This is a genomic window from Cupriavidus sp. DF5525, assembly GCF_040149425.2.
Lineage (GTDB): Bacteria > Pseudomonadota > Gammaproteobacteria > Burkholderiales > Burkholderiaceae > Cupriavidus > Cupriavidus pickettii_A.
In genome coordinates, this window is the sequence record NZ_CP168267.1 from 298,656 (window position 1) to 324,587 (window position 25,932).

The following is a 25,932-nucleotide window of genomic DNA, read 5'->3' on the forward strand; positions in this document are numbered from 1 at the left end:
AGGAACGGGAGCGACATCTCCAATATGGACACAAACCGGAATGCCAGACCGCCCATGCCGTCTGCCGTCGATACCCACACGGATGCTGACTTGGTCGCCAGCGCCCGTGCCGGCGCCGCGTCCGCTTTCGAGGTCATCATGCGGCGTAACAACCGCCTGTTGTTCCGGACTGCGCGGGGCTTGGTCCCGGACGATGCCGAAGCCCAGGATGTGGTGCAGGAAACCTACTTGCGCGCCTTTACCAACCTGGATTCGTTTCGCTGCGAGGCGGCGCTGAGCACCTGGCTGGCGCGCATTGCCATCAATGTCGCCCTGACAGCGCAGCGCAAGCGAGGCCGGCTCGTCCAGTTGCAAGTCCGGGCTGAGGAAGAAGACCTTCCCGGCGAACCTTCGCAGGAGAACGTGATGTCCTTCCGCACTTCTGAAGACGAATCACCTGAAGCCATGGCCGAACGCGGTCAGGTGCGGGAGTTCTTGCAGGCTGCGGTCGAAAAGTTGCCGGCTATCTACCGGTGCGTTTTCATTCTTCGGGCCGTCGAAGACATGAGCGTAGAGGAAACGGCTTATTGCCTTGGCGTAAGCGGTGACGTGGTCAAGACGCGCTTCCTCCGGGCCCGCACAATGCTGCGCGAATCCTTGGCTGAAGAGGTAAAGCCTTATCTGAAAAGCACATTCAGCTTTGCGGGTCCACGCTGCGACGCGGTGGTCAATCACGTGCTCGCCGCCCTTCGCGTGCGCGGGCTGCTCCGTCCGCATTGACGACCATTCACCGCGAGAAGTTTCACGGTGGTCTGTCCACATATTTGACGAAAAGGAAAATCATGAAAATCGCGAACCTCCTACTATCCAGCGCTTTCCTCTTCGCGGGGCAGGTAGCAGTGGCCCAAGACGCCGCCCCCAACGACGCCCAGATTGCCTCCATTGTGGTAACTGCGAATCAGGTCGATATCGATGCAGGCAAGCTCGCCCAATCCAAGGGCTCCAACAAGGACGTCAAGGCATTCGGCAAACAGATGGTTACAGACCATACCGGTGTCAACAAATCGGCCAGCGCCCTTGTCAAGAAACTGAAAGTGACGCCCGAGGACAACCCGACCAGTCAAAGCCTCAAATCGGGCGGTGAGAAAAATGTCCAGAAACTGAAAGGCCTCAAGGGAGCGGAGTTCGATAGCGCCTACATCGACAACGAGGTCAAGTATCATCAGGCCGTACTCGATGCCATGGATAAAACGTTGATTCCCAGCGCCAAGAACGAAGAGCTGAAGGCACTGCTGGTCAAGGTGCGGCCGGCCTTTTCCGCACACCTGGAGCATGCCAAGCAGATCCAGACAGCCCTTGCCCAGCAGTAACTGTGCCTACCGACCATGCGTAATCGATCGGCTACGTTGCTTTTGACGATGGGATTGCTGTTCGCCGGCCAGGTGGGGAGCGCAAACGCCGGGCCGGCGTCCCATACGGTAACGATGGACAGCATACGGTTTGATCCGCAGGAACTGACCGTCAAGGCGGGCGATACGGTCGTGTGGATCAACAAGGACCCCTTCCCACACACTGTGACGGCACAAGCCGGTGACTTCGACTCAAAGACAATCGCGACCGGGAAGTCATGGAAATATCGGGCCACCAAGGCCGGGGTCTTTCCCTATGTGTGTACCCTGCATCCAACGATGAAGGGGACGCTGCGGGTTGAGTAGACCGGGGTGCCGCGAGCCGCCGTGGGCCTGCTGATTTCGTAGCAAGCAGGCAGCGCGTCGCCAATCGGCGCGGAGGCCTCCGCTGCGGACGCACGGAGCGCGATAACGGGTCTTACCGCGATTCGTCAGAACGCAGTTGTCCCGCGCGCCACCCACGTTTCGCCCCTCCGGATCTCTGCTCGGCCTGACGGAATATTGTCGAGAGACCGCTCCTGCCGCAACGGCTTAAATCCTCCCCGGTTAGCATCTGTTTCTGTATTGCAGGTCGCGGACGTTGCGATGTTGCTGCTTCAAGTTGTCAAGTCATTGCGGGCTGTTCGGTTGTCGCATGGCAGATTCGAGTGATCGCGCTTGGCTCGCCAGCGATGCGTCGCAAGACGATGGAGAGAGAGACTGACCTCTATTAGGTAGGCACTGGTGCGGTTATACTCCGCGCTTTACAACTAACGGGTAATCGACATGGTCGCAGCAACTAAAACAACGACTCAGGTAAGTGCAGTTACCAAGAGGAAGCCTGCCGCAAAGAAGGTGGCCGTGCCAACAAAGAAGGCGAGCGTACTCGCACGTGAGGCTCAGGCAGCGAAGAAGCGCTTGCTGAAGCTGCGCGCCGACACGAAGAAGGCCATCGAGGCGGCAAAGCGCGAGGTTGCGCAGGCGGTGGAAGCCGCAAAGTTCGCGGTCCGCTTTGAAAAGCAAGCCGCGAAGGACAAGCTCGCAGCGAAGAAGGCCAAGGCTGCAGGTACCAGGAAGGCAACGGGCAACAAAGCGGCTACCACGAAAGCGGCGACGAAGAAGACCGCGCCCATTAGTAAGGCGGCGGCGAAAGCTGCCCCGAAGACGGCCGCAGTGAAATCCGTGCCGAAGAAACGTGTTTCGGCAAAGAAAGCAGCGCCGACTGTAGCGACAGCTGAAGCGTCGGCGTAATCCTTGCCTCGGCTGGCGTGGATTGTCTTCGCCAGCCGGCCGAATGATGGCAATAGTGCACCGCTGGTGCCCAAAACGGATAGACCGGGAAGGCCAGGGTCCCAGAGGCTTGGCGCTGACGGCTTTTCCCCTTCCAGCTTATCGGGCCTCTAGCTCATGCCTGGTTAGAGCAGCGGACTACTCCGTTGGTGCCGTGTTCGACTCACGGGAGGCCCACCATTCCCGCCAGGCTTACAAAACTCTGTCCTTCATGTCGCGTTCGTCGCCGGACGGCAACGTTAGCCTCTCTTGATTTTACGTTTGTCTACTGCCTGCCGCTGACTGGTTCTGGCACCCACGTGTCATGCCGCTCGTCGCGCGCCATGGCATCTTACAGCGGAGCTTCATGCTGCCAAGCGTACCCGTTTCTGCGTGCCAGGATTTAGGGGCGGACGATGGTCATTCATGGGTGAGGATCTCTTTTCTTGGCGCCCCACTTGCCGCCTATAGCCAGTCATTCGTTAATTCAGGCATTCGTTGACCTGAAAGAATTATTAGCTTCTCTCTGAGGAGTGGAGAACGAATACCTTGCGGGCCGACTTTAGAATGCGTATAAGTCAAAGGTGACTGGAAAATTGGAGGCAACGATGGCGACGTATCAAGAACTGATGGCGCGGAAGCAAGCGTTGGAAGTACAGATCGAAGAGGCCCGCGCGAACGAAGTCGCGAGCGTCATCGAGCAGATTCGCGGCCTGATGACTCAGTATGGTCTGTCTCCGGAAGACATCGCGCCGCGCCGCCGTCGGGGCCGCCCCGCCGGTGCCGCATCCGCCCCCGTGGAAAAGGAGCCGCTGCCACCAAAGTATCTGGATCCCAAGACCGGAAAAACGTGGTCGGGACGCGGCCGCGCGCCGGCTTGGCTGGGCAAGCGGCCCGAGCGCTTCCTCATTCCGCAGGAATAACCGGTCGCCCAGCGTCTTTCGAGGATGCCGGCGACCCGATCGAGGTGCAGGCGCGGTAATTTTCACGAGCCCACATGAGGCATGCGTGGCGTCGACTGAAATTGCTGATCGCGGGGCGACCGCCACGCGGACGGTCAACGTTGTCTCGATACGGTGGCGCAAAAAAAGGCTCTCAACCGGTGGAAGAGAGCCTTTGAACGTCCAAGAAGAAATCGGGTAACCACGATGAGTTGCCCATGTTCAGTATCCGCCAAGGCACCTGGGCGCGCAATCAGCCCGCCACCTACGACGGGGCGCGGCGGATCCCAAAAAAATGAGCCCGCTCTTGCTGCCGGCCGCCTCAACCGTCCCGGTAAGGTCTGCCAATGCAGGGTATGGTGAAGTAAGCACCACTTAATACAGACATCGGCGCGGATATCCAACGGCCATGTCGCGCTGCAGATGCTCAGTCATTTCGACATGCCGCTGACGCCGCGCTTTCTCGCGGTAGCGCCGATCAGCCACGTCACCGGCACCAATTTCGTGCCGACACTGCTGCGCGGCGGCACAGTCCACCTGATGGCGCGCTTCGATCCGGAGGAGATGGCCGCCACCATCGCACGCGAACGCATCAACGCGACGATGATGGTGCCGACCATGGTCTCTGGGCTGCTGGACCATCCTCGCTTGGATGCCTTTGACCTGTCTTCGCTGGAAACGCTGCTGTACGCTGGCGCGCCAATGTCGCGCCAGCGCCTGATCGAAGGTATCGAGCACGTGGGACCGGTGTTCTGCCAGCTATATGGCCAGTCCGAATGCTCGCCGATCACCGCGCTGCGCAAGGTAGACCATGACCTTTCGCAGCCTGCGCTGATGGATGCCTGCGGCTTCCCGCTGGCCGGCTGCGAGGTCCGCCTGCTCGACGAGAACAACCGCGAAGTGGCGCCCGGCCAGCCCGGCGAGATCTGCGTGCGCAGCCCCGCCGCGATGCGCGGCTACTGGCGCCAGCCGGAACTGACTGAGCAGGCCTTTGCCGGCGGCTGGCTCCATACCGGCAACATTGCCGTCGCCGATGCGTGCGGGCGGCTGTATATCGTCGACCGCAAGAAGGACATGATCGTCAGCGGCGGCTTCAACGTGTATCCGCGTGAAGTCGAGGATGCGCTGGCCACGCATCCGGCCGTCAGCATGGGCGCCGTGATCGGCATGCCCGATCCCAAGTGGGGCGAGGCGGTGACCGCCTTCGTGGTGTTGCGCGCGGGCAAGTCAGCCACGCCGGAGGAACTGATCCACCACGTCAAAGCGCTCAAGGGCAGCGTCAACACGCCCAAGCGCGTGGAGATCGTCAATGCCCTGCCGCTGACCGCGCTGGGCAAGCTCGACAAGAAAGCCCTGCGCGCCCGCCACTGGAGCGACCAGGGCCGCAATGTCGCCTGATCCAGCATTCCCTTTTTCGCTTCCGTCCGCATCGATATGAACGCTACTACTGCCTACGGCCAACGCCTGCCGCAGTCGATCGCCCGGCGCCTGGCGGCGTCGGCCTGTTATCAGCGCAGGTGCTGGGCTGCGACCTGGCGTACATGGGCACCAAGTTCATCGCCACGCGCGAAAGCATGGTCGTCGACGGCTACAAGGACATGCTGATCGGCAGCGAACTGGACGATGTGCTGCTGTCGCGCGCTTTTACAGGACTGGAGACCAACACGTTGCGCCCCTCGATTGTGGCCAGCGGGCTCGACCCGGCCAACCTGCCGACTGACATGACCGAGGAGCGCGTCAATGCGCTGTACGGCAGCCGGGGCGCGGCGGACATCAAGCGCTGGCGCGATATCTGGAGCGCGGGGCACTCGGTGTCCGGCGTCGGCCAGATCGAATCGGTGGGTGAGTTGGTGGCGCGCACGCAGCAGGAATTCCACGCGGCACGTGAGGCGGCGTACCAGGCGTTGGTGCCGGCGGCTTGCGGCTGACGCGATTTGCGAGGCGGGCGCGGCGATGTGTCGCGCCGCGCCTTCAACCCTTTTGATGGTAGCGCACGGCGTCAACAACAGCCGAATTTCAACGGAAGGACTGACGGCGGCGTGCGCGAGGTAAAAGCACACTCACAGATCCGATCGATGTTGGCCGGGGACGCGGCTTACTTCGTCGGTTATCGGCGCTGGACGTTCTGTAGTCGTTGTGTCGTCCCGGTCCTCAAGCACTGCAATATCCCAGCAGGATATGAATAGGGCAGCGATGAGGGGGCCAATCACAAAGCCATTGATGCCAAAGACGGACATTCCGCCCACCGTCGAAATCAGCACGACCCAGTCTGGTAACTTCGTGTCCTTGCCAACGAGGATCGGGCGCACTACGTTATCCACTACGCCGATTACCAAGGTGCCGAAGATAAGCAGCACAATCCCCTTCCAGAAGGGGCCTGCCAGCAGAAAATAGACGGCGACTGGCCCCCACACGAGCGCAGCACCGATGGCGGGCAAAAGCGAGAGGAACGCCATCAGCGTGCCCCAAAGCAAAACCCCATTGATTCCTAGCATCATGAACGCCACGCCCCCGAGGAACCCTTGGGCGGCGGCCACCGCGACGTTACCTTTGACCGTGGCGCGGATCACGGTGGTGAACCGGCTGAGCAACCTGCGAGCGTGCGCATCATCAAGTGGTACCGCCACGCGAATGCGGCGAGAGAGTATGGTGCCGTCGCGCAGCAGAAAAAAGACCAGATACAGCATGATGCCGAAGCCGATGGCAAACTGAAGCGTGTTCTGGCCAATCGTAACCGCCTGTGTCGCCATGAACTGGCTGATTCGGGCTGCGCCTTCGGTTAGTTTCGCCTGCAATCCCGCCACGTCTGCTAACCCGACCTGGTCGAGCCAGTTCTGCACCGAGTGTGGGAGAGCCCGCACAGCCGTCCGGAAATACAGAGCGAAATCCCATTGGCCGGTCTTGATCTGGTTGTAGGCGAACGCAGCTTCCTGTGCGAGCGCGGCAGCCATCAAACCGACCGGAAGAATGACCATCAGAACGCAGAACAAGAGGGTCGTCAGCGCCGCAAGATTCGGCCGGTTGCCGAACCTGACCGTCAACTTGCGCTGCAGCGGCTGGAAGATGACCGCAAGAATCGTACCCCAAAAAATCGCACTGAAGAAAGGAAGCAGGATCCAGACGAACGCAACCGAGACCGTGAACAGCAGAATGTAGAAGCCTTTCAAGTTACGCATATTGTTGTCCATTGTGTCGGGGGCAAGCCGGTGTTTGCTCTGTCAGGAGTACGATGTGCGGGCAGCGCCGAGGCTCGGCGTGCTCACTCCTAGCGGTTGTGTAAATGGACCCAGCAGCACGGCGTTGGCCGGGAAATATGCAACACAGAAGGGGCCGCCAGGATCTCTACCTGATCAATCTGCTACTTTATATATGGTCTACCGGTTGGGCCGGGCACTCTGCAAGTTCTTGTATTAGTCGCGGGAGCCGCAAGGAGAAAAACACCCCGTCGGCCTTCTTGTGCCGGCGGGGTGAAACGCGCGGCGTTCCGGGGAGGAAGATCAATTGCGCCGCGCGTTTTCAGCCTAAGTGCTTCGCATCACGCACTCTCTGGTGTTATGTGCGGGACCGCACAGAGTCTTTTCTGCTGGCGTGAAATGGAGCAGCGCAAAGTCGTTAGCCGCATGTTGCCGAAGCGCACGGGTGCGGCTCGCGCTGCGACTTGCCAGTCCTCGACCCGCGGACGGCGGCGAGACCACCATCCAGGTGCTTGAAGGGGATTTGGCGTAAAGGGCAATCCAAGAGCTATATGCGGGCCCATGAACGGCTCGGGCCGCCAGGCTCGGCCGAGTACCCATGCCGCTAAACGCTGCGAAATTCACGCCGACAAGCTTTACAGCTTGTGCCCGGCATCAGGAGGGCGCGAGGCCATGTGCCGCGGCGAGGTCGTTGTAGAACTCGTGGCCCTCGCTCATCAACGCCGCAACCACCGGATGCCGGCAGTAGGCCGGTCGTCAGGCTTGCAGCGGCTCTCAGCGTCCATCGCTTACAGTTAACCGATCTGGCGCAGCGCCTCGGTGTTGACCTCGTTTTTTGAGCTTGGCTTTCGTGCAGACTATTTGTGCCTGACGGACGTGGACAAGCTGTCGATAACTGCCCTGGCCGACGATAGTGCAAGGTCGATGGCAGCGTGGGGTGTGGGCGCATGATGCGGCAGAAGCGCCGGCACCAGCCTTAGTGAGCCACTGCCCGCGCTGACCTGAGTAACGGTCGCTGTTGCGAGGAAGGTTGGCTGTGCCGCGCCGGGGTCGAGGGCATCTTCGGATGAGCGGCGTACAATTGCCGACACCTTGAAGCCCTTATAGATCGAGTTATTCTGAGACATGTTGGTCTCCTTTCAGCAATCAGCATACGCTGTTCGCTGCACGGCGTCCGATTTTCAATAGCGTTGGGACGCGACACGCAGGTGCCATCGTCTGCGAGCGCAGCCAGCAAGGCATTGGGCGAGTACCTCAGCAAGAGCCTTGCTGCACGAGTGTTGTACTGACAGCATTGCCCGCGCACGCCCCACCAGCGCGATTACGGCCGAGACGGTCGGCTTCGTCAAACTTTACTTTCCGGTCTTCCTGCTGGATGGGGTATTCGGCAAGACGATCGAGCTCTCCGGCATTTCCAAGTCCATCCTTCTTCTTGATGTTCGTCACCTACCGCAGCTTCAGCGTGATCTTGCTCGCGCCGGTCGCCGCGTTCGGCGCCGTGCTGCTGACCGACCCGGCCTTGAAGGAACCCGCGGGCGGCGACCAGCTCGGTGCTCATCCAGGTCGTGGGTCGATGCAAAAGTGACAAAAGAGTCTCTTTCAAATTATTTTCAAAAACGCTTGCAAGGCAGGCATGGAGGCATTAACATTCGCCCCCCGTTCGCAAAGCACCGCGCAACGGAGGTGGGAAAAGACTTGCAACGGAGTTGCAAGGATTAACTCGAGAGAGCGTGCTTTCCAGAATAAAGAATTTCTCGAAAATGGTTGATTAATCGCAGAAAACTCTTTAAGATCTCTCTTCTTCGCTGCTGACAAAGCAGCGACGCGACAAGCAAAGCGAATCGCGACAGGCTCTTTAACAAACAAACACCGATAAGTGTGGGCGCTTGATAACGGATGCGGAAGACTTCGGTCTTTTAGCTTGCAAGTTATAAAGTGCTCGCACAGCAAAACGTGACTGGATCTTCGGATCTGGTCAGTCAGTTTTCTGAGAGTGAGCGACCGCTCGAAAGAGCGAGGGCCCGCGAGGGTCCACACAGAGATTGAACTGAAGAGTTTGATCCTGGCTCAGATTGAACGCTGGCGGCATGCCTTACACATGCAAGTCGAACGGCAGCACGGGCTTCGGCCTGGTGGCGAGTGGCGAACGGGTGAGTAATACATCGGAACGTGCCCTGTAGTGGGGGATAACTAGTCGAAAGATTAGCTAATACCGCATACGACCTGAGGGTGAAAGCGGGGGACCGCAAGGCCTCGCGCTACAGGAGCGGCCGATGTCTGATTAGCTAGTTGGTGGGGTAAGAGCCTACCAAGGCGACGATCAGTAGCTGGTCTGAGAGGACGATCAGCCACACTGGGACTGAGACACGGCCCAGACTCCTACGGGAGGCAGCAGTGGGGAATTTTGGACAATGGGGGCAACCCTGATCCAGCAATGCCGCGTGTGTGAAGAAGGCCTTCGGGTTGTAAAGCACTTTTGTCCGGAAAGAAATGGCCTGGGATAATACCCCGGGTCGATGACGGTACCGGAAGAATAAGCACCGGCTAACTACGTGCCAGCAGCCGCGGTAATACGTAGGGTGCGAGCGTTAATCGGAATTACTGGGCGTAAAGCGTGCGCAGGCGGTTTTGTAAGACAGGCGTGAAATCCCCGAGCTTAACTTGGGAATGGCGCTTGTGACTGCAAGGCTAGAGTATGTCAGAGGGGGGTAGAATTCCACGTGTAGCAGTGAAATGCGTAGAGATGTGGAGGAATACCGATGGCGAAGGCAGCCCCCTGGGACGTCACTGACGCTCATGCACGAAAGCGTGGGGAGCAAACAGGATTAGATACCCTGGTAGTCCACGCCCTAAACGATGTCAACTAGTTGTTGGGGATTCATTTCTTCAGTAACGTAGCTAACGCGTGAAGTTGACCGCCTGGGGAGTACGGTCGCAAGATTAAAACTCAAAGGAATTGACGGGGACCCGCACAAGCGGTGGATGATGTGGATTAATTCGATGCAACGCGAAAAACCTTACCTACCCTTGACATGCCACTAACGAAGCAGAGATGCATTAGGTGCCCGAAAGGGAAAGTGGACACAGGTGCTGCATGGCTGTCGTCAGCTCGTGTCGTGAGATGTTGGGTTAAGTCCCGCAACGAGCGCAACCCTTGTCTTTAGTTGCTACGCAAGAGCACTCTAGAGAGACTGCCGGTGACAAACCGGAGGAAGGTGGGGATGACGTCAAGTCCTCATGGCCCTTATGGGTAGGGCTTCACACGTCATACAATGGTGCGTACAGAGGGTTGCCAACCCGCGAGGGGGAGCCAATCCCAGAAAACGCATCGTAGTCCGGATCGTAGTCTGCAACTCGACTACGTGAAGCTGGAATCGCTAGTAATCGCGGATCAGCATGCCGCGGTGAATACGTTCCCGGGTCTTGTACACACCGCCCGTCACACCATGGGAGTGGGTTTTGCCAGAAGTAGTTAGCCTAACCGCAAGGAGGGCGATTACCACGGCAGGGTTCATGACTGGGGTGAAGTCGTAACAAGGTAGCCGTATCGGAAGGTGCGGCTGGATCACCTCCTTTCAGAGCGTGCATCCGAAGTTGAGCGTTCACACTTATCGGTAGTTTGTGGTTAAGGCCAGGCTGGTTGGCCAAATGGAAGCACTCGGCGAACGAGTGCTTCCATTTGGCATTGCCAAGCGATCTAACGATCGGCTGTTCTTTAACAATATGGGATGTAGTAAAGGTGTCGCGCGAGCGTTGATGAGACGCTGCAGTACCAACGCGATACCGGGTTGTGATTGTATCAACCAAAATGTATTTAAGTGATCGAAAGATGACTTGGAATACGGCACAAATGCGAGAACTCATCCTGTAGCGAGGTCTTCGAGCGATCGAGACACACTCGTTATAGGGTCAAGCGAACAAGTGCATGTGGTGGATGCCTTGGCGATCACAGGCGATGAAGGACGCGGTAGCCTGCGAAAAGCTTCGGGGAGCTGGCAAACAAGCTTTGATCCGGAGATGTCCGAATGGGGAAACCCGGCCCGAATGGGTCATCCCACACTGAATTCATAGGTGTGGGAAGCGAACGCGGCGAACTGAAACATCTAAGTAGCTGCAGGAACAGAAATCAACCGAGATTCCCAGAGTAGTGGCGAACGAAATGGGAACAGCCTTGTACTCTTTAGCAGCATTGTTAGCAGAACGGGATGGAAAGCCCGGCCCTAGCAGGTGATAGCCCTGTATGCGAAAACAGCGTTGTGGAACTAGGTGTACGACAAGTAGGGCGGGACACGTGAAATCCTGTCTGAAGATGGGGGGACCATCCTCCAAGGCTAAATACTCGTGATCGACCGATAGTGAACCAGTACCGTGAGGGAAAGGCGAAAAGAACCCCGGGAGGGGAGTGAAATAGATCCTGAAACCGCATGCATACAAACAGTCGGAGCCTGGCAACGGGTGACGGCGTACCTTTTGTATAATGGGTCAGCGACTTACATTCAGTGGCAAGCTTAACCGATTAGGGAAGGCGTAGCGAAAGCGAGTCCGAACAGGGCGTTGAGTCGCTGGGTGTAGACCCGAAACCAGATGATCTATCCATGGCCAGGTTGAAGGTGCGGTAACACGTACTGGAGGACCGAACCCACTAACGTTGAAAAGTTAGGGGATGAGCTGTGGATAGGGGTGAAAGGCTAAACAAATCTGGAAATAGCTGGTTCTCTCCGAAAACTATTTAGGTAGTGCCTCGTGTCTCACCTTCGGGGGTAGAGCACTGTCATGGTTGGGGGGTCTATTGCTGATTACCCCGCCATAGCAAACTCCGAATACCGAAGAGTGCAATCACGGGAGACAGACATCGGGTGCTAACGTCCGGTGTCAAGAGGGAAACAACCCAGACCGCCAGCTAAGGTCCCCAAGATTGGCTAAGTGGGAAACGAAGTGGGAAGGCTAAAACAGTCAGGAGGTTGGCTTAGAAGCAGCCACCCTTTAAAGAAAGCGTAATAGCTCACTGATCGAGTCGTCCTGCGCGGAAGATGTAACGGGGCTAAGCCAGTCACCGAAGCTGCGGACGCACAGTAATGTGCGTGGTAGGAGAGCGTTCTGTAAGCCTGTGAAGGTGTCTTGTAAAGGATGCTGGAGGTATCAGAAGTGCGAATGCTGACATGAGTAGCGATAAAGGGGGTGAAAGGCCCCCTCGCCGTAAGCCCAAGGTTTCCTACGCAACGTTCATCGGCGTAGGGTGAGTCGGCCCCTAAGGCGAGGCAGAGATGCGTAGCTGATGGGAAGCAGGTTAATATTCCTGCACCGTCGTATGATGCGATGGGGGGACGGATCGCGGAAGGTTGTCCGGGTGTTGGAAGTCCCGGTCCCTGCATTGGAGAAGGCGCTCAGGCAAATCCGGGCGCGGAATTCAAGGATGTGGGGCGAGCGGCCTAGTGCTGCGAAGCAATTGGAAGTGGTTCCAAGAAAAGCCTCTAAGCTTCAGTCATACGAGACCGTACCGCAAACCGACACAGGTGGGCGAGATGAGTATTCTAAGGCGCTTGAGAGAACTCGGGAGAAGGAACTCGGCAAATTGGTACCGTAACTTCGGGATAAGGTACGCCCTGGTAGCTTGACTGGCCTGCGCCAGAAGGGTGACGGGGTTGCAATAAAATGGTGGCTGCGACTGTTTAATAAAAACACAGCACTCTGCAAACACGAAAGTGGACGTATAGGGTGTGACGCCTGCCCGGTGCCGGAAGATTAAATGATGGGGTGCAAGCTCTTGATTGAAGTCCCGGTAAACGGCGGCCGTAACTATAACGGTCCTAAGGTAGCGAAATTCCTTGTCGGGTAAGTTCCGACCTGCACGAATGGCGTAACGATGGCCACACTGTCTCCTCCCGAGACTCAGCGAAGTTGAAGTGTTTGTGATGATGCAATCTCCCCGCGGCTAGACGGAAAGACCCCATGAACCTTTACTGTAGCTTTGCATTGGACTTTGAACCGATCTGTGTAGGATAGGTGGGAGGCTTTGAAGCGTGGACGCTAGTTCACGTGGAGCCGTCCTTGAAATACCACCCTGGTTTGTTTGAGGTTCTAACCTTGGCCCGTGAATCCGGGTCGGGGACAGTGCATGGTAGGCAGTTTGACTGGGGCGGTCTCCTCCCAAAGTGTAACGGAGGAGTTCGAAGGTACGCTTGGTACGGTCGGACATCGTACCTAAAGTGCAATGGCAAAAGCGTGCTTAACTGCGAGACCGACAAGTCGAGCAGGTGCGAAAGCAGGACATAGTGATCCGGTGGTTCTGAATGGAAGGGCCATCGCTCAACGGATAAAAGGTACTCTGGGGATAACAGGCTGATACCGCCCAAGAGTTCATATCGACGGCGGTGTTTGGCACCTCGATGTCGGCTCATCTCATCCTGGGGCTGTAGCCGGTCCCAAGGGTATGGCTGTTCGCCATTTAAAGAGGTACGTGAGCTGGGTTTAAAACGTCGTGAGACAGTTTGGTCCCTATCTGCCGTGGGCGTTGGAATCTTGACGGGGGCTGCTCCTAGTACGAGAGGACCGGAGTGGACGTACCGCTGGTGTACCTGTTGTCTCGCCAGAGGCATCGCAGGGTAGCTATGTACGGAAGAGATAACCGCTGAAAGCATCTAAGCGGGAAACTCGCCTGAAGATGAGGATTCCCTGGAGGCTTGACCTCCTTGAAGGGTCGTTCGAGACCAGGACGTTGATAGGCTGGGTGTGGAAGCGCAGTAATGCGTTAAGCTAACCAGTACTAATTGCCCGTAAGGCTTGATCCTATAACCAGTGTGTTTTACCTGGTATGTGTGATCGCGACTGTGCCGAAACAGTTGACACAAGACGCACAACCCCAACTACATCCCTATTCGCAGCGTTGGCCTCAACCCCAGCGTTGCAACCCCTTATGCCTGGTGACCATAGCGAGTTGGAACCACCCCTTCCCATCCCGAACAGGTCCGTGAAACGACTCCGCGCCGATGATAGTGCGGATTACCCGTGTGAAAGTAGGTCATCGCCAGGCTCTTATACCGCAGAACCCCTCGACAGCTGATGCTGCGAGGGGTTTTGTCTTTGGCGGTTCGGAAGCGTTTGCCGACTTGGAGAATGGCGCAGCACCGCCGCACCCTGCTATTGGCCGGTGCGCAGCGCCAGCTCCATGGCAATCTACAGCGTAAGCGTCCCAATCCACCCAAGATAAGCAGCATCAACAAGCCTTATAAGCGGCATGTCGATGAGGCTTGTGGCGTGGTGGACGGGGCTTGGCGCGATCTGGTCGCACGCGCTGGAGACGTGTTGCGATCAAGGTCAAGGTCTCGTTCAGGGCAGCCTTGGCCCAGCGCAGGCCGAGCAGCAGTGCAGGCAGGACACGTTTAAGGGCGGTGATGGCGTAGGCACGGTTGATCCGATGATCCGAGTCAATGTCATGTTCCTGCGCGGCCGCAAGACAGCACAGGGCGTGCAGGTTATCGCACAGGACTTTGGCTCCGAAGTCCTGCCTGGCGGCCAACTGTGAGAGGCCGGACAGGTGTTCGAGTGCCATGCGGTGTTTGAGGCGTTTGAAGGCCTCCTCGAGACGCCAGCGCTGGTGATAGAGATCGCGGAAGGTGGCAGCCGGATGGCGGTGCCTGTCGAGCAGATTGGTGATGAGCACGCGAACCTTGGCGGCTGGCGAGATCTGCCGGATGAGCCGGACGGTCTGCGGGACGGACGCACATTCATAGTCGCGCGCGTCATTGCGGGCTGGAGCCGGGAGCGTGACGACGGTCTCGGCGCGGCCGGAGCGGACGAAGTCCCGCAGGGCAGCAAAGCCGCTACCGTCGGCGCGCATGCAGAAAGGGATGTTTCGTTGGTTGAGTACGGCTACCAGCCAGCGGGCCGGGTAGCCGCGGTCGAGCAACAGCAAGTCGTCGGATTGCAGGCGGTCCAGATGCTCGAACAGGATCTGGCGTTCGTTCTCGAGCACGCTGTGCAGTGAGGCGGCGAGCATCATCTCGGCCCCGGGGAGGTACAGGCCGAAAGCGAGTTGATCACGGGTGGCGGCTCGCGGCAGATAGCTGTGGCGGATGGCAAAACGCAGGTGCGAGGCGTCGGCTGCGACCAGCCGAAAGCCATGCCAGCGCGGCAAATGGTTGGACACCTGCTGAAGCAGCCAGTCATTGAGGTGAGCAAAGACATCGCCGCTGAGTTTGCTGCGAGCCTGGGCGAAGGCTTGTTCACTGACTCGCCGGCACAAGGTGTTTTGGCGGGCGAGCGCGGCGAAGAATTGATCGAGTTCGGCTTGAACGCCCATGCGCAAGTTGCCAAGCATGAACGCGATCAGTGTGGGCAGGGTGAGCTTGCGCTGACGGGTGAATGCGGCTGGATATTCGGGATGACGGGCAAGATCGTGAAAGACCTTGGTGTGCAGATATTGGGTAAGCGTAGCGAACAGATCGGACAGGGGCATGAGAGCCAAGCGAAGATCGAGAAACGATCCTCTATTGGCCGCCGCCCTGCTTGCGCTAAACAGCCAGCGCAAGCAGGGCGGCGGCCGCTCGAACCTCGTCATCTGTCAAGCGTGCGCGTGGCAAATTGCGATTCTATTTGGGCTTATCTTGGGTGGATTGGTAAGCGTCCGCCCACCCGTCGTGCAAGAGGAAGAGGGCGTGCCAAACCAGTGTTTGCGCCACCTGCGGTGCGCCACTAGCCTGCAAGGGTCACCATCGGCTGGTCTTTCGACACAGCGTTCGGGAGCTGTCGATTGACAGTCCCGGGCTGTATCCCTGTTGGGTAATCGGTGTGGCGACAACTCCCGGGCGCCTGCCATGGCCCTTGTGATAGCGGGCATATCCCCTTCTCAAAGAAAATGGGCAGTGATCCGCCGGCCTAAACTTCCTTCGTGTCGAATATGAGCATGTCAACGCCGGCTTGGGCAAAATTGGCCACGTCAGCTGCTGCTGCGGCACCCTCGGGCGAAGCCATTGCCTGCTGGAGCGCCACCGGCGAATCGAAGCTCAGCACCGCAACCAGGTGAAACGGCGAATCGCCGCCCGGGCTTGCAACCGGACCGCTGCTGACCTCGTAGCGTCGCAGGCCGGGGATCTTCTTGGCGATCGGAACATGGGTCGAGAAGTAATATGAATCGAAGGCTGCCGTGTCCGCAGGCTTCTTGTATAGCACCACTAGCTTTGCCATCGCGATTTCTCCAAACGTGAGTGAGTAGAGCCTGAGCTTGCTAGAGCATCTACCCTACAGCGTGTGAACCCCATTTCTGTCAGGACACGCATCGTCCAGTGCGCTCGATGCATAACGGTACAAAACCGTGGTTCGCAGCGGGTTCCGGCGTCGCTTGACAGGGGCATGGCTTGGGGCACGCGCTGTGGAACGCAACGGCGTCACGTCCATTCGCCTGACCGCCGCTTCCGCGACAACTACCAGATCCCGATCATGCAGTATTGCTCAGCTTAACGTTGGCACACGCGCAGGACCGAACGAGGAATACCTTATCAGCAACGTCGGGACGACTGAGGCCTTTTGAGCAGGCCTGGCAAGCCCTGCAGGTTGCCGTCCCGCGCGGTGTGTAAGGTGTGGCCCAACGACGCCGGGAGAGACGCCCTACAAGCGATTGATCAGTACAGCCATCGATGCAACCGGCTAGCAGCCCGCCCGTTGCCCTGCACACCGGCCAGTATTTGGTATTTTGCTTACGAGGGCGCGAGCTGGGTTCGTGCAAGCTCGCTCACCCTGGTATGGGATTGTCGTGCTAGCCACAGATATTACGGCCGCTGTGGCGAGCGACGCTCCGTTTGGTCTTCGGCACAAGCTGGCTGACTCTTACCGAATGCGGCGCACGGCTTCGAGCATGGAATGCCCCTGACTTGTCAGGCGGGGGTAGGCATCGCCGCTATCATGACCATGCTCCAGCGTGACCAGCTTGTGAACCAACAAGGTGTCCAATTGCTCGGGCTCGAGGTCGTCGATATCCTGCGCGTCGCCAAGCAGCAATAGCGCGGCGATTTCATGGGGGCTTAGCATGTCGGTCTCCTTTGTCGTGGTTGGAAAAAGCGAACTACGACTGCTGCCCCGAGCCCGATTCCACAGTGGACCGTGACGACGGCAATGGGTGCATCGGTGCGAGGAGCGCTGGGAGCGTACACCGAACGGCCACAATAGACTCCTTTGTCGCCGGCATCAAGCCCGATATATGCGGCAATGCAGCAGAGTGAAGCAACGCCTGAGTACCGGAAGGTTGGTTGACGCGAGGCTACTGGCAGAATTGCGTGGCGCCGCGGGAGCGGAACAGGCATACCAGGCCAAACATTCTCGTGACGACTGATCTGCTGTTTTGGCCGAGGGCGGCCACGGGCGGGACAGCCGCTGAAGCGACGCAAGGCTGCACTGAATTGCGCCGCGCCAGTTCCGTCGCGGCAATGAGCGCCCTGGCCTGATTTCGCCATAGGCTGCCGGGCTGCAGCTGTGCGAGCCCAACCCACGGCTTGCTCGCCATAGATCTCCCAGCCGAGAGTGAGGTTGCATTTACGATGGGCACCGGTAATCCCTAGTTCTGACCATCCGAGATGACGGGGGTGCACTTGATCTTATGCGGCCCCGCCTCTAATTTCTCTCCCTGTTCTCCGTCTCTTCGGAAAGATGACTAGAACATGCTCACGGCTATTGGCCCCGAAGCGCGGCCGATGTCCCTCGTGGGGGATGCAAGTCTTAACCACTGAAATCCGCGTGGCATGCCTCACCCCCAGCCCTGACGCCTTACTTATATTGGTGCCTCATCAGACCAATGCGCGGATAGGTCCGGAGTTACGTCTCAAGATACGACTGCCGAACCCGATTGGGGCGAAGCTGGTTGACGACCTGTGCTAATTTGACGGCGTTATGCGCTTCGTTTGCGATCCCGCGTAGCGCTTGAAACCGGCCAATGCTCTTGCCTTATCCACTGCACTAAGCAACTAAAGGGTTCACGGCACACCAAGTTTCTACTGAAGCGCTAGAGTGGCGGACTGGATGCGCCTGATACCTAAACGTAGCGCACACTCAAGCTCCGTTGTGCATTCGAGTAGTGTATACACTATTATGAATCTCAATGTTCGTTACCCAAAGGAAGACACAGCATGCCTTCATACAAGGAACTCATTGCACAAAAAGAAGCACTCGAGGCGCAACTGCACGAGGCGCGTGCCAACGAAGTCGCCGGCGTTATCGAGCAGATTCAAACCTGGATGGCTGAGTATGACCTGACGGTTGACGACATCACTAAACGCCGTCGCGGCCGTCCGACCGGCAGCGGTGCCGCAATGCCAAAATCCGAACTGCCTCCGAAGTATCGGGACCCCAAAACGGGTAAGACCTGGTCAGGTCGCGGTCGGGCACCGGCGTGGCTTGGAAAGAATCCGAACAGGTTCTTGATTGCTGAGGAGTGAGCTTCGGCGGGCGTTACTGAGGCCCAACCAGAATGCTATATCCGAACCCCGGCACGCATAGCGGCGGGGTTTTTTTGCAAGCGAAGCGAAGTAAGAGAGGTCCCGACGAAACTCCGCACATGCAAACGCCAAGGGTAGGGCGGAGAGTATATCGTCCCAAAAAGTCTCTGGGCCTGCCAGACAGCATCATCCTCAGCCGTCAGTAGACGAACATCGGAATGGGTTCAAAGTCGAAATGTGCTGCTGCGTACATGGCATTGCACGCCCATACTTCTTCCCCGTCCTTATAAAAGGTTACCCATTTGCCATCGCTGATGCATTTGGCTCCGGGGAAGACCTCATCATGGCCGTTTGGACCGTCCAGCGGAAAGGGCGCGTGTGGCGTGGCCCAGTAGTGGCCGTTCGGTAAAGCCGTGATCGATTTTCGGGACATTCTCTTCAGCACCGCAAGGCGGTATAACTCAACGCACCATCCAACCCGCCGCGGCGGAACGGATTGTGTCAACCCTGCAACGGCGTGACTCCGTCACGAGACATCCTCGCGTAGTCTCACTGCAAATCGCCTCATGCTTTAGATGCAATTTCGCCATGGCGCAATACCTCCAGATTGCAGTTCGAACCTTCAGCGTCAGCGCCATCATTGTGATCGTCGCCATTGTCTCCCGGCAAGTCTATCTGTGGGTCTCGGCTGAAGCTGGCATTGCCGACGCTGAGAAGGATCGCACGCCAACGTTGTTGATCCGGTGCGAGGCCATGCACAGCCGCCCGCAGAATCGGCATATTTCCGAAGACGCTGGGAGTGCTGACGAGGCGCCGCGTGCCCGGTGTATGGAGTCCTGAACTCGCAGCAATCCTAACCAGTGTGCAGTTCCCCCCTGCGACGCCGCAGAGCAAAATAATCGAAGAAGCACATTTCGCAGCTGGATGCTGCTTAGAGCATTTTTTTTGCGTCCTGATGGTGCCGCAGGCGCAGGCATGGTAGTCACGATGGCTTCCGAAGCAACTGTACGAGATGCAAGCCAATGTCACCGGGTCAATTCGATGATGCGTGCTGCTGCTTCGGTCATGCGGTGAAACGTTGTGGCCGCGTGCTGGCCGCGATGTAGAGCGGGTGCTTTGGACTGCCGTCCTTGTTCAGGCCGAGGTGATAGAGCAGCTTTCCTCGCCCGCGCATGCGGATCATCCGCAGCACCTCTGCTGCACGCGCCGGCGCCGCCTTGTGGGCGCCCCAGGCGCAGATCACGAGTGAGCAACGGTCCAGCGTATCCATGACGGCGCAGTTGGCGGTGTCCTCGTGCCCGATCGGCTCCGGATGTGTCAGCAGGCCGTCCGGATCGGTAGAGCGCAACGGGAACAGGTTGACCACCTCCAGCCGGCCGTACTTGCCAGCCAGCGCGCGCTGCAGGCACCGGGTGATCGTCGGGTCGTTGACCTGATGGTCAGCGGTCGACGGGTTCAGCATGATGAAGCCCAGGGCCGGGCGGCTGCAGTCCCACTCGCGCCAGAGCCGGTACCGGTACTGCTCGCAGTCCGAGACGATGCAGCCGGCCTCGCCATCGAGTGTCTGGGTGGTCAGATGCTTCATGCTACGATTTCCCTTCCAGATCGGAGGTCGTCATGACAATTGAAAGCTACCAGGGATACACCGTCCGCGGCTTTGCAAAGCAGCTTGGCGATGGATCCTTCGAGGCAGCCGGTGCAGTTGAAAAGGCTGGTCGCGTCGTGGAAGGCTCTGATCCCTTGGGGTATTACCCCTCGTTTGAGCGTGCTACCGCAGCCGGGATCGCTTGGGCGAAGGCCTGGGTTGACGATCACGGCTGAACCCTCCGAAATTCCACCACCCACACCCGCGGATTGGCCTTTCACGTGCCCGCGGGCACAGTGGATTACTTCCGCGTTGGATCCGGCGGCGGAGAAATGGTATCGGTCTCCAGCCAGGGTGGACGGGCATCGCGTTTGTTTGCCCGGATCGACGAGGTGGTAGCACCCGGGCAGGCCGACGTGGAGAGGCTCGTTGCCTGGCACAGGAGTGTGGCGTGACGATTGCGGGCTGAGGCCCGTGCCGCCACGGCCATCCCAGATGACCCGAATAACTCACGCGGGCTTGGTCCGCGTGCCATCCCCGGACACCAGCAGCGGCAGCAACGCATCCCGCTTCTCCAGCAGGTGCCGCTTCAAGATCGACGCCAACCGTTTCCCGTCCCGCGCCTCCAGCGCCTTGATCATGTCTTCATGATCGTCGATCGCCTGGTCCCACTTGCCGCTTTGCTGGTTGGAACGCAGGCGCATGGCGTGCAGGCGTCGATTGATCGACTGATAGGTCTGCCGCAACGCTGAATTGCGCGCCGCTTCGTTGATGCGGTCGTGGATCTGCTGGTTGCGGCTGTAGTACCCAGGCAGGTCGTTCTGTGCGCGGCAGACCAGCATCGCGTAGTGCAAGGCCTTGATCTCCGCCAGCTCGGTGGGCGAGATGCGCTCGCAGGCTAGTTCGCCCGAGAAGGCTTCCAGGCCGCTCATCAGCTCGAAGTTCTCCCACACTTCTGACTCGCTCATGCGTGAAATGCTCGCGCCGCGGTTGGGGGACAGGTCGACCAGGCCCTCTGCCGCAAGCACCTTGAACGCCTCTCGCAAGGGTGTGCGGGAAATACCCAGCCGTTCACATAACTCACGTTCATTCAGCTTGGTGCCGGGGGCAAGGATGCCTTCCACCACGAACTTGCGCAGGTGCTCGACCACTGCGTCATGCAGTCTTGGGCGGGCCAGTCTCGGCAGCGCGGGGGCGGGCTCGGGCGTGTCGATCTCGCCCATGTAGCATGAATTTTGCATTCAATATCCTCTTTGCGGTTTGTAGCGATTCTATTGCACCTTCCTTTCTTCGCTAAATATCGGGGTAAATACCAAGAATTGGAGCAAAATTTCGGCTTTTACCTGCTAAGTCCGGCTGCTATAGTAGATTGAATTCAAAATTCATTATTCAACAAGGAGGCGCTACTTCCATGATCCATCTCGACTTCCACCCCGCTGGCCGCCACTTCCTGCAGATCCCCGGACCGAGCCCGGTGCCGGACCGGATCCTGCGTGCGATGAGCTATCCGACCATCGACCACCGCGGCCCGGAGTTCGGCGCGCTGGGCCGCAGGGTGCTGGCCGACATCAAGAAGATCTTCAAGACCCAGCACCCGGTGATCATCTATCCGGCCTCGGGCACGGGTGCCTGGGAAGCCGCGTTGACCAATACGCTCAGCCCCGGCGATCACGTCCTGATGTTTGAAACGGGTCACTTCGCGACCCTGTGGAAGAAGATGGCCGAAGCGCTGGGCCTGAAGCCGGAGTTCCTGGGCCTGCCGGGTATCGAAGGGTGGCGCCGGGGTGTGCAGGCAGACATCATCGAAGCCCGTCTGCGCCAGGACACCGGCCATGCCATCAAGGCGGTGTGCGTGGTGCACAACGAGACCTCGACGGGTGTGACCTCGGATATCGCTTCGGTGCGCAGGGCCATCGACGCCGCCGGCCACCCGGCGCTGCTGCTGGTGGACACGATCTCCGGGCTGGCTTCGGCCGATTACCGGCACGATGAGTGGGGCGTGGATGTCACCGTTTCGGGCTCGCAGAAGGGCCTGATGCTGCCGCCGGGGATCAGCTTCAACGCGCTCTCGCCCAAGGCGATTGCCGCCAGCCAGACGGCCAGGCTGCCGCGCGCGTTCTGGGGCTGGGCGGAGATCCTCGAGGCCAACAAGAACGGTTACTGGCCGTACACCCCGAACACGAACCTGCTCTACGGACTGTCCGAGGCGCTCGACATGATCCTGGGCGAGGGCCTGGAGAACGTCTTCGCCCGCCACCAGCGCCTGGCTGAAGCCACACGCCGCGCGGTGCGCGCATGGGGACTGGAGATCCAGTGCGCGGATCCGTCCGTGTACAGCCCGGTGCTGACCGGCGTGATGATGCCGGACGGCGTCGATGCCGATGCGGTCCGCAAGGTCATCTACGAGCGCTTCGACATGTCGCTCGGCCAGGCACTTGGCAAGATGCGCGGCCGCATGTTCCGCATCGGCCATCTCGGCGATTGCAACGACCTGACCCTGATGGCAACCCTCGCCGGTTGCGAGATGGGGCTCAAGCTGGCCGGCGTCCCTGTCGCCGGCAATGGCGTCGCGGCGGCAATGGAATACCTGGCATCGCACGCCGACACGCCGATCCTCAAGGCCGCGGCCTGAGCGGCGAACAGAAAGGCCTGGCGCCGACCGCCTCGCCGCCGGCCTTTCACCCAGACAGCACGTCAAATCGAATTGCCAGCCCGACCATGAACACGACCGTCCGGCACAACCCTGCCCGCCAGCCCGACCTGGCCCAATCCCTTGTTTCCGCGTGGACGGCCGGCCTCAGCTTTGCCGGGCTGCCAGCCGGAGCCGCGCCTGCCAGCGTGGCGCAGGCCTATGACGTGCAGGCGCGCGTCGTGTCCTTGCGCGGCGGGCCATCGGCGGCTGGAAGGTCGGCGCCAAGTCCCTGACTGCGCCGATGCAACGCGCGCCGTTGCCGGAGGACTGCGTCTATTTCACGCCGACGTGGCTGCCGCTTGACGGGTATCGGCATCTGGGCCGCGCCGATCGGCGCATCGCCGGACTGCCGCCGGTCGAGTTGAACCTTGAGTAAAGCCGCTGCCGCGTCGCGGGCATGCAGAAAAAACGCTTGTTTGAACCCCATGAACACATCTTCCTCCTCCCTGCTGGTCAAGCCGATCCACTTGGTGCCTTCGCAGAGCCGCGCCACCTCGCCGCTGTCCGCGCTGCTGCGCAAGGAGCTGCGCGGCGATGTGCTGTTCGACAGGGCTGGCCGGGGGCGCTATGCCACCGACGCGTCGATCTACCAGATCATGCCGATCGGCGTGGTGGTCCCGCGCGACCAGGCTGACCTGCTGCGCGCGCTCGATATCGCCCGCGACCAGCGGGTACCAGTGCTGGCGCGCGGCGCCGGCACCAGCCAGTGCGGCCAGACCGTGGGTGAAGCGCTGGTGATCGACAACAGCAAGTGGCTCAACAACGTCATCGCGTTCGACGCCTCGGCCCGCACAGTCACCGTGGAGCCGGGCATCGTGCTCGACCACCTCAATGCGTGGCTCAAGCCGCATGGCCTGTGGTTCCCGGTCGACGTGTCCACCGGTGCCCAATGCACCATCGGCGGCATGACCGGCAACAACTCGTGCGGTTCGCGCTCGATCGCCTACGGCAACATGGTGCACAACGTGCTGGCCATCGATGCGGTGCTGGCCGATGGCAGCGAATGCCACTTTGGCTCGCTGGCCAGGCCGGTGGCGGCCGGGCGCGCGGAAGGCATCCTGCGCGGGCTCAAACGCATCGCCAGGCGCGAGCGCGACGAGATTGCCGAGCGCATGCCCAAGGTGCTGCGCCGCGTGGCCGGCTACAACATCGACCTGTTCGACTGCCAGAACCCGCTGGCCTATACCGACGACGGTCATGCCAACCTGTCGCATATCCTGGTGGGTTCGGAAGGCACGCTGGCCTACAGCCGCCAGATCACGCTGAAGCTCTCGCCGCTGCCGGCGCACAAGGTGCTGGGCGTGGTGAACTTCCCGACCTTCTACCAGGCGATGGACATGACGCAGCACATCGTCAAGCTGCGTCCGGTCGCAGTGGAACTGGTCGACCGCACCATGATCGACCTGTCGATGGAGAACCCGGCGTTCCGGCCCGTGGTCGAGCAGGCGCTGGCCGGCGATCCCCAGGCCATCCTGCTGGTGGAGTTCGCCGGCGAAGACCTGCAGGCGCTGCGCAAGCAGCTCGAGCAGCTTGCCGAACTGATGAGCGACCTGGGCCTGCCGGATTCGGTGGTCAAGATGCCGGATGCCAAGGCGCAGAAAGCGCTGTGGGACGTGCGCAAGGCCGGGCTCAACATCATGATGAGCATGAAGGGCGACGGCAAGCCGGTGTCGTTCATCGAGGACTGCGCCGTGCCGCTGGAGCACCTGGCCGAGTACACCCGGCGGCTGACGGAAGTTTTCCACAAGCACGAAACCGAGGGCACCTGGTACGCCCACGCCAGCGTTGGCACGCTGCACGTGCGCCCGATCCTGGACATGCGGCGCGACGGTGCGGTGCGCATGCGCGAGATCGCCGAAGAGGCGGCCGAACTGGTGCGCGAGTACAAGGGTGCCTACTCTGGCGAGCACGGCGATGGCCTGTGCCGCGGCGAATGGGTGGCATGGCAGTATGGCCCGCGCATCAACGCCGCCTTCAGCGAGATCAAGGCGCTCTTCGATCCCGACAACCGGTTCAATCCGGACAAGATCGTCCGGCCGCCCAGGATGGATGCGCGCGAGAACTTCCGCTTTGCTCCGGGCTATGCCGCGCTGTCGCTCGCGCCCGCGCTTGACTGGTCCACGTGGAACGTCCGGCGCGATCCGATGACGGGCGAGGAGACGGCGCCCGGGACCGGCACCGACAGGGCCACGCACGGCCTGGCATCGGCGGTGGAGATGTGCAACAACAACGGCCACTGCCGCAAGTTCGATGCCGGCACCATGTGCCCGAGCTATCGCGTGACCAAGGACGAGCAGCACGTGACGCGGGGTCGCGCCAACACGCTGCGGCTGGCGGTGTCCGGCCAGCTCGGGCCGGAAGGGCTCGCCAGTCCGGAAGTAAAGGAAGTGCTGGACCTGTGCGTCTCGTGCAAGGGCTGCAAGCGCGACTGCCCGACCGGCGTCGATATGGCGAAGTTCAAGATCGAGGCGCGCCATGCCTGGGCGAAGCAGCACGGCATCAGCCTGCGCGAGCGCATGGTGGCGTTCATGCCGCGCTACGCGCCCATCGCCAGCCGCGTGTCGGGCCTGCTGGCGCTGGCCGACGGCATTCCCGGGGTCTCTGGCTGGATGAAGCGCGCGATGGGCTTTGCCGCGGAGCGGTCGCTGCCGCGTTTCAGCAAGCCCTTCCTGTCAGCCGGCCTCAGCGCTGGCAAGAAGGCGGGCGGCCGGGAAGTGCTGCTCTTTGTCGATACCTTCAGCAACTACCTGGAGCCTGACAACGCGCGCGCCGCGCAGGCGGTGCTGGAAGCCGCCGGCTATACCGTGCACTTCAACACCCGTGAAGGCGAACGGCCGCTTTGCTGTGGCCGTACCTTCCTGGCGGCGGGCCTGATCGACCAGGCCAAGGAAGAGGCGCGGCGCATGCTCGACGCGTTCCGCCCGTTCGTGGCGCGTGGCGTTCCGGTGGTCGGGCTGGAGCCATCCTGCCTGCTGTCGTTGCGCGATGAATTCCTCAGCTATGGCTATGGTGAAGAGGCCAGGCAGCTAGCCAGCCTGGCCCTTCTGTTCGAGGAGTTCCTGGTGCGGGAGCGCGATGCGGGCCGCCTGGAGCTGCCCTTGCAGCCGCTGCAGGCCACCGAAGCGGTGGTGCACGGGCACTGCCACCAGAAGGCCTTCGATGCCTTCACGCCGGTGCAGACCGTGCTGGGATGGATTCCGGGCCTGAAGGTGTCGCCCGTCGAATCCTCCTGTTGCGGCATGGCCGGCAGCTTCGGCTACGAAGCCGAGCATTTCGAGGCATCGAAGGCCATGGCTGAGTTGTCGCTGCTGCCCGCGGTGCGCAAACGCGCGGCCGATGCGATCGTGGTTGCGGACGGCACCAGTTGCCGGCACCAGATCCTGGATGGCGCCGACACCGAGGCCATGCACGTGGCGCGCGTGCTGGAGATGGCCCTTGCCGGAAGCCGCCGTGCCTGAGGC

At 60.1% G+C, this 25,932-nt stretch carries 24 protein-coding genes, 1 tRNA gene and 3 rRNA genes; 19 read left to right on the forward strand and 9 right to left on the reverse strand.

Annotated elements, in window-relative coordinates; genetic code table 11:
* Positions 1-54 precede the first annotated feature (54 nt).
* The 8 genes from ABNX08_RS35720 to ABNX08_RS35755 all read left to right on the forward strand — a co-directional run bounded on the left by ABNX08_RS35720 (position 55) and on the right by ABNX08_RS35755 (position 5,505).
* The gene (locus tag ABNX08_RS35720) at positions 55-759 is read left to right on the forward strand and encodes an RNA polymerase sigma factor (protein WP_349605889.1); all 705 of its coding nucleotides are present in this window, start codon (positions 55-57) and stop codon (positions 757-759) included.
* A gap of 62 nt (positions 760-821) precedes the next feature.
* Entirely contained in the window at positions 822-1,349 is a 528-nt protein-coding gene (locus ABNX08_RS35725; RefSeq protein ID WP_349605890.1) for a DUF4142 domain-containing protein, read from the forward strand.
* Between the two features lie 15 nt (positions 1,350-1,364).
* On the forward strand, positions 1,365-1,694 hold the full coding sequence (locus ABNX08_RS35730; RefSeq protein WP_041682286.1) for a cupredoxin family copper-binding protein: 330 nt from the start codon (positions 1,365-1,367) through the stop codon (positions 1,692-1,694).
* A 459-nt stretch (positions 1,695-2,153) separates the two neighbouring features.
* Positions 2,154-2,618, forward strand: a complete 465-nt coding sequence (locus ABNX08_RS35735; protein ID WP_349605892.1) for a fumarate hydratase — start codon at positions 2,154-2,156, stop codon at positions 2,616-2,618.
* A 143-nt stretch (positions 2,619-2,761) separates the two neighbouring features.
* Positions 2,762-2,837: transfer RNA gene (locus tag ABNX08_RS35740), tRNA-OTHER, on the forward strand.
* A gap of 407 nt (positions 2,838-3,244) precedes the next feature.
* The gene (locus ABNX08_RS35745) at positions 3,245-3,559 is read left to right on the forward strand and encodes an H-NS family nucleoid-associated regulatory protein (protein WP_022540086.1); all 315 of its coding nucleotides are present in this window, start codon (positions 3,245-3,247) and stop codon (positions 3,557-3,559) included.
* 441 nt (positions 3,560-4,000) lie between these two features.
* A complete protein-coding gene (locus tag ABNX08_RS35750) occupies positions 4,001-4,975 on the forward strand; it encodes an AMP-binding protein (protein WP_349605893.1) in 975 nt (324 codons plus the stop codon).
* A 119-nt stretch (positions 4,976-5,094) separates the two neighbouring features.
* Complete coding sequence (locus ABNX08_RS35755; protein ID WP_349605895.1) at positions 5,095-5,505, forward strand: nitronate monooxygenase; 411 nt, start codon at positions 5,095-5,097, stop codon at positions 5,503-5,505.
* 132 nt (positions 5,506-5,637) lie between these two features.
* Here ABNX08_RS35755 and ABNX08_RS35760 read toward each other — a convergent pair whose 3' ends face one another.
* The 3 genes from ABNX08_RS35760 to ABNX08_RS35770 all read right to left on the reverse strand — a co-directional run bounded on the left by ABNX08_RS35760 (position 5,638) and on the right by ABNX08_RS35770 (position 8,217).
* Positions 5,638-6,765: an AI-2E family transporter gene (locus tag ABNX08_RS35760; RefSeq protein ID WP_022540089.1), complete on the reverse strand. Its 1,128-nt coding sequence runs from the start codon at positions 6,763-6,765 to the stop codon at positions 5,638-5,640.
* Positions 6,766-7,628: 863 nt separating this feature from the next.
* Positions 7,629-7,898 (reverse strand): hypothetical protein, encoded by a 270-nt coding sequence (locus ABNX08_RS35765; protein ID WP_022540090.1) that lies wholly within the window; start codon positions 7,896-7,898, stop codon positions 7,629-7,631.
* 127 nt (positions 7,899-8,025) lie between these two features.
* Entirely contained in the window at positions 8,026-8,217 is a 192-nt protein-coding gene (locus ABNX08_RS35770; RefSeq protein WP_349605899.1) for a hypothetical protein, read from the reverse strand.
* Between ABNX08_RS35770 and ABNX08_RS35775 the strand changes: the two genes are divergently transcribed.
* The 4 genes from ABNX08_RS35775 (at position 8,204) to rrf (ending at position 13,801) form a co-directional block, all read left to right on the forward strand.
* On the forward strand, positions 8,204-8,356 hold the full coding sequence (locus ABNX08_RS35775; protein WP_349605900.1) for a hypothetical protein: 153 nt from the start codon (positions 8,204-8,206) through the stop codon (positions 8,354-8,356). The two genes, ABNX08_RS35770 and ABNX08_RS35775, sit on opposite strands and share 14 nt — an antisense overlap.
* A gap of 459 nt (positions 8,357-8,815) precedes the next feature.
* A 16S ribosomal RNA gene (locus ABNX08_RS35780) occupies positions 8,816-10,347 on the forward strand.
* Positions 10,348-10,678: 331 nt separating this feature from the next.
* Positions 10,679-13,559, forward strand: a 23S ribosomal RNA gene (locus ABNX08_RS35785).
* A 128-nt stretch (positions 13,560-13,687) separates the two neighbouring features.
* Positions 13,688-13,801: ribosomal RNA gene (rrf, locus tag ABNX08_RS35790) — 5S ribosomal RNA — on the forward strand.
* Together the 16S, 23S and 5S rRNA genes form the textbook arrangement of a ribosomal RNA operon.
* A 183-nt stretch (positions 13,802-13,984) precedes the next feature.
* Here rrf and ABNX08_RS35795 read toward each other — a convergent pair.
* The 3 genes from ABNX08_RS35795 to ABNX08_RS35805 all read right to left on the reverse strand — a co-directional run bounded on the left by ABNX08_RS35795 (position 13,985) and on the right by ABNX08_RS35805 (position 16,794).
* Positions 13,985-15,226 (reverse strand): IS4 family transposase, encoded by a 1,242-nt coding sequence (locus ABNX08_RS35795; RefSeq protein ID WP_374063787.1) that lies wholly within the window; start codon positions 15,224-15,226, stop codon positions 13,985-13,987.
* 419 nt (positions 15,227-15,645) lie between these two features.
* A complete protein-coding gene (locus ABNX08_RS35800; protein WP_022540092.1) occupies positions 15,646-15,954 on the reverse strand; it encodes an EthD family reductase in 309 nt (102 codons plus the stop codon).
* Between the two features lie 639 nt (positions 15,955-16,593).
* Positions 16,594-16,794, reverse strand: coding sequence for a hypothetical protein (locus ABNX08_RS35805; protein WP_022540093.1), 201 nt, complete (start codon positions 16,792-16,794; stop codon positions 16,594-16,596).
* Between the two features lie 1,091 nt (positions 16,795-17,885).
* Here ABNX08_RS35805 and ABNX08_RS35810 point away from each other — a divergent pair.
* Positions 17,886-18,194, forward strand: a complete 309-nt coding sequence (locus tag ABNX08_RS35810) for an H-NS family nucleoid-associated regulatory protein (RefSeq protein WP_022540094.1) — start codon at positions 17,886-17,888, stop codon at positions 18,192-18,194.
* A 199-nt stretch (positions 18,195-18,393) separates the two neighbouring features.
* On the opposite strand, the gene ABNX08_RS35815 is transcribed toward ABNX08_RS35810, so the two are convergent.
* On the reverse strand, positions 18,394-18,627 hold the full coding sequence (locus ABNX08_RS35815) for a hypothetical protein (RefSeq protein ID WP_349604928.1): 234 nt from the start codon (positions 18,625-18,627) through the stop codon (positions 18,394-18,396).
* 155 nt (positions 18,628-18,782) lie between these two features.
* On the opposite strand from ABNX08_RS35815, the gene ABNX08_RS35820 reads away from it, so the two are divergent.
* Positions 18,783-19,034: a hypothetical protein gene (locus ABNX08_RS35820; protein WP_022540095.1), complete on the forward strand. Its 252-nt coding sequence runs from the start codon at positions 18,783-18,785 to the stop codon at positions 19,032-19,034.
* A 223-nt stretch (positions 19,035-19,257) separates the two neighbouring features.
* On the opposite strand, the gene ABNX08_RS35825 is transcribed toward ABNX08_RS35820, so the two are convergent.
* The gene (locus ABNX08_RS35825; RefSeq protein ID WP_022540096.1) at positions 19,258-19,779 is read right to left on the reverse strand and encodes a DUF1643 domain-containing protein; all 522 of its coding nucleotides are present in this window, start codon (positions 19,777-19,779) and stop codon (positions 19,258-19,260) included.
* Positions 19,780-19,811: 32 nt separating this feature from the next.
* Here ABNX08_RS35825 and ABNX08_RS35830 point away from each other — a divergent pair, with 32 nt between their 5' ends.
* Positions 19,812-20,015: a hypothetical protein gene (locus tag ABNX08_RS35830; RefSeq protein WP_022540097.1), complete on the forward strand. Its 204-nt coding sequence runs from the start codon at positions 19,812-19,814 to the stop codon at positions 20,013-20,015.
* A 273-nt stretch (positions 20,016-20,288) separates the two neighbouring features.
* On the opposite strand, the gene ABNX08_RS35835 is transcribed toward ABNX08_RS35830, so the two are convergent.
* Positions 20,289-21,020 carry a GntR family transcriptional regulator gene (locus ABNX08_RS35835; RefSeq protein ID WP_022540098.1) on the reverse strand — a complete coding sequence of 244 codons (732 nt, stop codon included), beginning with the start codon at positions 21,018-21,020 and terminating at the stop codon, positions 20,289-20,291.
* A 170-nt stretch (positions 21,021-21,190) separates the two neighbouring features.
* Here ABNX08_RS35835 and ABNX08_RS35840 point away from each other — a divergent pair, with 170 nt between their 5' ends.
* The 4 genes from ABNX08_RS35840 to ABNX08_RS35855 all read left to right on the forward strand — a co-directional run bounded on the left by ABNX08_RS35840 (position 21,191) and on the right by ABNX08_RS35855 (position 25,929).
* Entirely contained in the window at positions 21,191-22,411 is a 1,221-nt protein-coding gene (locus ABNX08_RS35840) for an alanine--glyoxylate aminotransferase family protein (protein ID WP_022540099.1), read from the forward strand.
* Between the two features lie 86 nt (positions 22,412-22,497).
* Positions 22,498-22,704 carry a hypothetical protein gene (locus tag ABNX08_RS35845; protein WP_374063788.1) on the forward strand — a complete coding sequence of 69 codons (207 nt, stop codon included), beginning with the start codon at positions 22,498-22,500 and terminating at the stop codon, positions 22,702-22,704.
* An 8-nt stretch (positions 22,705-22,712) separates the two neighbouring features.
* Positions 22,713-22,847 carry a hypothetical protein gene (locus ABNX08_RS35850; protein ID WP_022540100.1) on the forward strand — a complete coding sequence of 45 codons (135 nt, stop codon included), beginning with the start codon at positions 22,713-22,715 and terminating at the stop codon, positions 22,845-22,847.
* Positions 22,848-22,896: 49 nt separating this feature from the next.
* Positions 22,897-25,929 (forward strand): FAD-binding and (Fe-S)-binding domain-containing protein, encoded by a 3,033-nt coding sequence (locus ABNX08_RS35855; protein ID WP_022540101.1) that lies wholly within the window; start codon positions 22,897-22,899, stop codon positions 25,927-25,929.
* Positions 25,930-25,932 lie beyond the last annotated feature (3 nt).